This window comes from Kitasatospora sp. NPDC089913, assembly GCF_044748625.1.
Classification (GTDB): domain Bacteria; phylum Actinomycetota; class Actinomycetes; order Streptomycetales; family Streptomycetaceae; genus Kitasatospora.
In genome coordinates this window covers 1-6,177 of record NZ_JBIVGI010000060.1, presented here as the reverse complement: position 1 = coordinate 6,177, position 6,177 = coordinate 1, and the positions used below count along the sequence as shown (strand labels likewise).

Here is a 6,177-nt window from a genome sequence, read left to right as displayed (position 1 = left end):
GGGTACCTGGCGCTGTGGTGCGGGGTGCTGGGCGCGGTGGCGCTGGTGGGGTACGGCCGGTCGCTGGCCGGGATGACGCGCGAGCAGCGGGCGGTCGGGCGGTCGGGGCGCAGGGTGGTCGGGGCGCCGGGAACGACGCGGCGCCCGCCCCGCCGGGTGGCGGGACGGGCGCCGGAAGGCACCGCGGGGCGGAGCGTCAGAGCTGCACGCCGAAGTCCTGGGCGATGCCGGCCAGGCCGGAGGCGTAGCCCTGGCCGACCGCGCGGAACTTCCACTCGGCGCCGTTGCGGTAGAGCTCGCCGAAGATCATGGCGGTCTCGGTCGCGGCGTCCTCGGAGAGGTCGTAGCGGGCGATCTCGGCGCCGCCGGCCGCGTTCACCACGCGGATGTAGGCGTTGCGGACCTGGCCGAAGTTCTGCGACCGGGCGACGGCGTCGTAGATCGAGACCGGGAAGGTGATCTTGGTGGCCTCGGCCGGCAGCGTGGCGAGGTTGACGTTGATCGCCTCGTCGTCGCCGGCGCCCTCGCCGGTGCGGTTGTCACCGGTGTGGACGACGGTGTTGTCCGGGGTGCTGGTGTTGTTGAAGAAGACGAAGTGGCTGTTGGACAGCACCTTTCCGTCCGCGTTCAGCACGATGGCGCTGGCGTCCAGGTCGAACTCGGCACCGGTCGTGGTGCGGACGTCCCAGCCGAGGCCGACGGTGACCGCGGTCAGGCCGGGGGCCTCCTTGGTCAGCGAGACGTTGCCACCCTTGGAGAGGCTCACTGGCATGGTGTGTGCTGTCCCTTCGATTGCTGTTGCCGGGGATAACGCGGGAACCGCGAGGGTTGGTTCCGCGCGGCCGGTTTCTTTTCCGCCCGCCGGCACGGTTCCGGGTATTCCCCGTCAGACGCGTCGGAACCTGCCCTGGAGTTCCCAGACAACCGGATTGTCGGCGAGATCCGGGTGCATGTCGAAGAGGTCGGCGAGAGTGTCCTGGAGGAAATCCCTGGCCTCGCGGCGCAGATCGCCGTGGCGGACCACGACCGGTGGCTCGTCCGGCAGCCAGGTGGCGGTGACCTCCACCCAGTTGAACCGGCGGGCGAACCGCAGCAGATGGGTGTTCTGGGTGAAGTCGAGGTCGGCGGTCTGCACCCGGGCGGCCCGGCCGCCGGCCGGGTCGCGGTCGAGTTCCTCGACGATGTCGCACAGGGCCCAGGCGAAGTCCAGCACCGGGACCCATCCCCAGGCTGTGGACAGGTCGGACGCCTCGTCCTCGACGTGGACGTCGCCGCAGAACAGGTCGTACCGCAGCTCGCGCGCGCCCGCCGACCGGTAGTCGGTCTGCGGGGGGTCGGGGAAGCGGTTGGAGAGGGAGTAGCCGAGCTCGATCACAAGGACATTGTCGGGGTCGGCACCGGACGGCCGGATAACCGGGTGACCCGGCGTGGTCGGGCGCGGGATGATGGACCCATGCCTGAGCCCGTTCGCGTACGGGGGTCGGTGGTCGTCCCCGACGCCGAGCTCGTCTGGCGCTTCTCCCGTTCCTCCGGCCCCGGTGGCCAGCACGTCAACACCTCCGACACCCAGGTCGAGCTCCGCTACGACCTGGCCGCCTCCGCGGCGCTGCCCGAGGTGTGGAAGGAGCGCGCCCTGGAGCGGCTGGCCGGCCGGCTGGTCGACGGCCGGGTGCTGGTGGTCCGGGCCTCCGAGCACCGCTCGCAGTGGCGCAACCGGGAGGTCGCCGCGGCCCGGCTGGCCTCGCTGCTCGGCGAGGCGACCGCCCCGCCGCCGAAGGCGCGCCGGGCGACCAGGCCCACCCGGGGCATGGTCGAGCGGCGGCTCACCAACAAGCGGCACCGCTCCGAGCTGAAGCAGGGGCGGCGCTCGCCACGCGGCGGCGAGTAGCGGCGGCGTCCGGTCCGGTCCGTCCGGCAGGTTCCGGTCCGGCCAGCGGCATCCGGCGGCATCCGGCGACGACCGGCGGTGCCCAGGGTGCCGGGCGGTGACCGGCGGTGCCGGGTCAGCCCAGGGAGCGGTAGCCGCCGCGGAAGTACAGCAGCGGGCGGCCGCCGGGGTCGGGCACCCTGGCCTCCAGGACCCGGCCGAGCAGCAGGGTGTGGTCACCGGCCGGGATCCGCTGCTCGGTGCGGCACTCCACGGTGGCGAGCGCGCCACTGATCAGCGGGGCCCCGCTGCAGGGGCCGCGGTGGTGCGGGGCGTCGGCGAACAGCAGCCGGTCGCTGAGCCGGCCCTTCATGGCGAACCGCGAGCCGAGCGCCTTCTGCCCCTCGGACAGCAGCGAGACGGCCCAGGTGTCGGCCCGGGAGAGCACCTCGTCCATCCGGGAGTCCTCGCGGACGGAGATCAGGACCAGCGGCGGCTCCAGCGACACGGACAGGAAGGACGTCGCGGTCATGCCGACGTCCTCGCCGTCGTCCGGATCCTGGACGGTCACCAGGCTGACACCGGAGGCGAGCTGGGAGAGCGCCGCCCGGAACTCGTCGGGGGTCGCGCGGGAGGCAGCTTCGGGCTGCGGGGACGGGTACACGTAGGCACGCTAGCCCGCGACCGGGGGAAACGACATCGGGCCCTGGTCGTAGGACCAGCGACGCAGCGCGGCTCGGTCCGCCCGGGCGCCGGGAAGGTTACGGTTCGCGCTCGACCTCACCCCCAGGAGTGAAGGGGAGGGCCTGCCCGGCGGTCAGTCGGCTACAGCGCGGGGCCATTGCGACCGACCACCGGAAATGTGCCGATGAGGCTTTTTGTCCCGTTATGGGGCAGATGAACCGATTAAGGGTGCATTAGTGTCGTGTGATTTAAGTCACAAGTGCTGACCTATTGCTGACCGAGCGTGCCGAACGCTGTGCTCCCTGTGATTCAGTTCTTCTGGCAATCGGACGATAACCAATCAAGACCTATCCGAAGCAGCCGGGGAGCCCCCGCATGGAAGCCGAGTCGGAGCCTTATGTCCGTCTCGCGACCCTCCGCACCTTGCACCGGGTCGTGGCGGACCTCAACGCTGCCCGCAGCCTGGCGGGAACGCTGCAGGCCGTGGTCGAGGGCGCCGTGCACGGGCTCGGATTCGACGCCGCCGCGGTCAGCCTGGTCCGGCCGGACGGCGACCTGGTGGTGGCGGCCGTCTGGGAGCTGGAGGAGAGCGCCATGGGCGGCCCCTCCGTACTGCTCGGCCAGGTCGGCTCCCGCGAGTCCTGGGACCGGCTGCTCGGCGTCAGCGACCACTGGGGCACCCTGCGCTTCCTCCCCTACGACCGCGGCTGGGCCGTGGCCAGCGACATCCCGCGCTGGATCGGGGACGGCCCCATGCCGGTCTACGCCAACGACTGGCACCCCGCCGACGGCCTGCTCGCCCCGATGTACAGCGCCGGCGGCGACCTGCTGGGGGTCCTCTCGGTGGACCGGCCGCGCAGCGGCAAACGCCCCGGGGCCTGGACCCGCGAGGCGCTGGAGATGTTCTCGCTGCAGGCCTCCATCGCGATCGGCAACGCCCGGCTGCGCGCCGAGATGCAACGCGCGCTGGCCCGCCTGGAGAAGGAGCAGCAGGCGCTGCGGGCCAGTGAGGAGAGCTTCCGCCAGGCCTTCGAGTACGCCCCCAGCGGGATGGCCATCACCGAACTCCACGGCGCCGGGCGGGGTCAGCTGACCAGGGTCAACGACGCGCTCTGTCGCCTGCTCGGGCGCCCCCGGGCGGTGCTGCGCCAGCAGAGCTTCGCCGATCTCGTGCACCCCGACGACCGGACGCTGCTGGAGCGCACCAGTGCCGAGAGCGGCCGGGCGGAACTGCGGCTCTCCCGCCGCGACGGCGGGTACCAGTGGGTCTGTCTGCGGAACTCGATCGTGGCCGACGCCGCCGAGGGCCCGAGCTTCCTGCTCACCCACGTCGAGGACATCGAGGACCGCAAGCGGCACGAGCTCCAGCTCGCCCACCGGGCCAGCCACGACGCGCTCACCGGACTGCCGAACGGGGCCGAGCTCAAGGCCCGGCTCGGGCGCCGGCTCTGCGCCCTTCCGCAGGCGGTCGCGGCCGGGCACCAGGCCGTCCCGCCCGGGGACGCCGGTCACGGCGGAGCCGGGTACGCGGCCGCGCTCCGGCCCGACGACGGCTTCGGCGGGTACCCGGAGCACCTGTTCGGCGACTCCCACCGCACGCCCGGCGGGTACGAGGGCGCGGACCCGGCGCACGGCTACGGCCTCCCCGAGGGCTACCCGGCGGCCGCGGCCGCCGGCGCCCCGGACGGGGCGAACGGCTACGGCGACCATGTGCACGCCGTGGTGCCGCCCGACCACGGTCCGGGCGGGGAGATCAGGACCGGCCCGTTCCGGTCGAGTCCGCCGCCCGTCGTGGAGAAGGGGCTCGCGGTGCTCTTCTGCGACCTCGACGGCTTCAAGTCGATCAACGACCGGTTCGGGCACAACGCCGGCGACGCCGTTCTGGTCGAGGTCGCCCGCCGGCTCAGCGGGGCCGTCCGGGACGGCGACACGGTGGCCCGGTTCGGCGGCGACGAGTTCGTGGTGCTGGCCGACGGGATCGGCCGCGACGAGGCGAAGGACCTCGCCCACCGGCTGCGCAACGCGATCATCCCGCCGATGCGGATCGACGGCCGGGCGATGCGGGTCGGGGTGAGCCTCGGCATCGGCTGGGCCGGCTGCGGGATGAGCATCGAGGAGGTCCTGCACACCGCCGACGAGCGGATGTACGACGAGAAGCGGGCCCGGGGCGGCGCGGTGCGCGGCGCGCGCGGCGAACGTTCGCACCGGCGGGCGGGCTGAATCCGGCTCCGGGGCGGGCCCGGGCTACTCGCGGGTTGTCAAGGGGTCTTTTCGGGGCGTAGCCGACGACAGGTAGTGTTCCGGGGGTACGAGCGACCACGATCAGCGTCCGACGGCACGGCAGTGCGGCGGCGCGACCGCGATGGGGGAGTTGACCACCGTGACCACCGCCGGCAGCAGCGGGGCGCCCCAGGGCCCGGAGGGCGGCGCCCCTCAGGACGACGATCCGTTCGGCTACCTCTACCGTCCGGCCGACGGCGCCTCCGGGCAGCCGGCCGAACCGCAGCAGGGCGTGCCCCGCACCCCGTACAGCCGCCCGATGGAGGTCGGCCGCGCCCAGTACGGCCAGCCGCCCAGGGCGCAGCAGCCCTACCCGCCGCAGCAGTCCCACCAGCCGCAGCCCGGCTACCCGCAGGGCCAGCCGCAGCAGCAGTACCCGGCACAGGGCGACTTCGGAGCCGCCCCCACCCAGCAGACCCGCTACGCCGAGCACTCCCGCCCGCAGCCGGGCGAGGAGCGGCCGAGCGGCGGCGGCCGGGGCAAGGGTGCCGTCATCGGCGCGGTGGCCGTGGTCGCGGCGATCGCGATCGGTGCCGCGGTGGCCCTCACCAGCGGGGACCCGGACGGGGACAAGGGCAAGGACAAGGACGCCAGGGCCAGTGCCTCGGCCGGGGCCTCGGCGGGCCCGGGCACCGGTACCGGTAGCGCGAACCCGACCGGCTCCGCGTCGGCCACGCCGGCGGCGACCGCCTCCGGCACCGGCGGCCTGGGCGCGGTGGACGCGAGCCAGCTGCAGGCGCAGAACGCGCCGGCCGGCAACACCGTCAAGGGTGCCAAGTCGGCGGACGGCAGCTACCTGACGCTCAACCCCGGCGGGACCATCACCTGGACCGGTGACCTGGCGGCGGCGGGCACCTACAAGTTCACCGTGCACTACAGCAACGCCGCCGCCGACGTGCGGGCGGCGGCGACGGTCAACGGCAAGGACTGGCCGGGCGGACTGGGCTTCAAGAACTACTCCCCCGGCAAGGACCCGGCCTCGTCCTGGTTCAACACCTACATAACGCCGCCGATGGTGGCGGGCCCGAACACCGTGGTGATCTCGGTGCCGGCGGGCAGCGGCACGATCCTGGTCGACCAGGTGCTGGTGGAAGCCGCCTCCTGAGGCCCGGCCGGGGGTCTTCCGGGATCCTTCCGGGCCCCCTCGGGAGCCTTGTCGGCGCCCTTCCGGAGCCTTTTCGGAGCATGCGAACGGCCGCCCGTTCCCCTCGCGGGGGAGCGGGCGGCCGTTCGGCGTGCCGGAGCGGGCGGTGCGGCGGGAGGTCAGGCGGTGGTGATCGGGGCGAAGCGGTCGCCGCCGGTGATCCACTCGCCGCGGCGCATGACGGCGACCAGGTCGTAGCCGG

The 6,177-nt window shown here is 73.5% G+C and carries 7 protein-coding genes; 3 read left to right on the top strand and 4 right to left on the bottom strand.

The genetic code is table 11. The features are described from left to right. The 3 genes from ACIPYS_RS40070 to ACIPYS_RS40060 form a co-directional block, all read right to left on the bottom strand. The coding region (locus ACIPYS_RS40070; RefSeq protein WP_400755551.1) for a hypothetical protein at positions 1–182 on the bottom strand (182 nt) is incomplete at its 3' end. A 14-nt stretch (positions 183–196) separates the two neighbouring features. After that, positions 197–772 (bottom strand): TerD family protein, encoded by a 576-nt coding sequence (locus ACIPYS_RS40065; RefSeq protein ID WP_093861491.1) that lies wholly within the window; start codon positions 770–772, stop codon positions 197–199. Positions 773–886: 114 nt separating this feature from the next. Then, positions 887–1,375, bottom strand: coding sequence for a hypothetical protein (locus ACIPYS_RS40060; RefSeq protein ID WP_093861492.1), 489 nt, complete (start codon positions 1,373–1,375; stop codon positions 887–889). A gap of 78 nt (positions 1,376–1,453) precedes the next feature. On the opposite strand from ACIPYS_RS40060, the gene arfB reads away from it, so the two are divergent. Then, positions 1,454–1,888, top strand: a complete 435-nt coding sequence (arfB, locus tag ACIPYS_RS40055) for an alternative ribosome rescue aminoacyl-tRNA hydrolase ArfB (RefSeq protein WP_093861493.1) — start codon at positions 1,454–1,456, stop codon at positions 1,886–1,888. Between the two features lie 115 nt (positions 1,889–2,003). Here arfB and ACIPYS_RS40050 read toward each other — a convergent pair whose 3' ends face one another. Continuing rightward, complete coding sequence (locus ACIPYS_RS40050; RefSeq protein ID WP_093861494.1) at positions 2,004–2,531, bottom strand: flavin reductase family protein; 528 nt, start codon at positions 2,529–2,531, stop codon at positions 2,004–2,006. A gap of 395 nt (positions 2,532–2,926) precedes the next feature. Here ACIPYS_RS40050 and ACIPYS_RS40045 point away from each other — a divergent pair, with 395 nt between their 5' ends. Together ACIPYS_RS40045 and ACIPYS_RS40040 are read left to right on the top strand one after the other, a co-directional pair. Next, positions 2,927–4,771: a diguanylate cyclase gene (locus ACIPYS_RS40045; RefSeq protein WP_093861495.1), complete on the top strand. Its 1,845-nt coding sequence runs from the start codon at positions 2,927–2,929 to the stop codon at positions 4,769–4,771. A gap of 160 nt (positions 4,772–4,931) precedes the next feature. Then, entirely contained in the window at positions 4,932–5,936 is a 1,005-nt protein-coding gene (locus ACIPYS_RS40040; protein WP_159424968.1) for a putative Ig domain-containing protein, read from the top strand. The last annotated feature ends 241 nt before the right edge of the window (positions 5,937–6,177 follow it).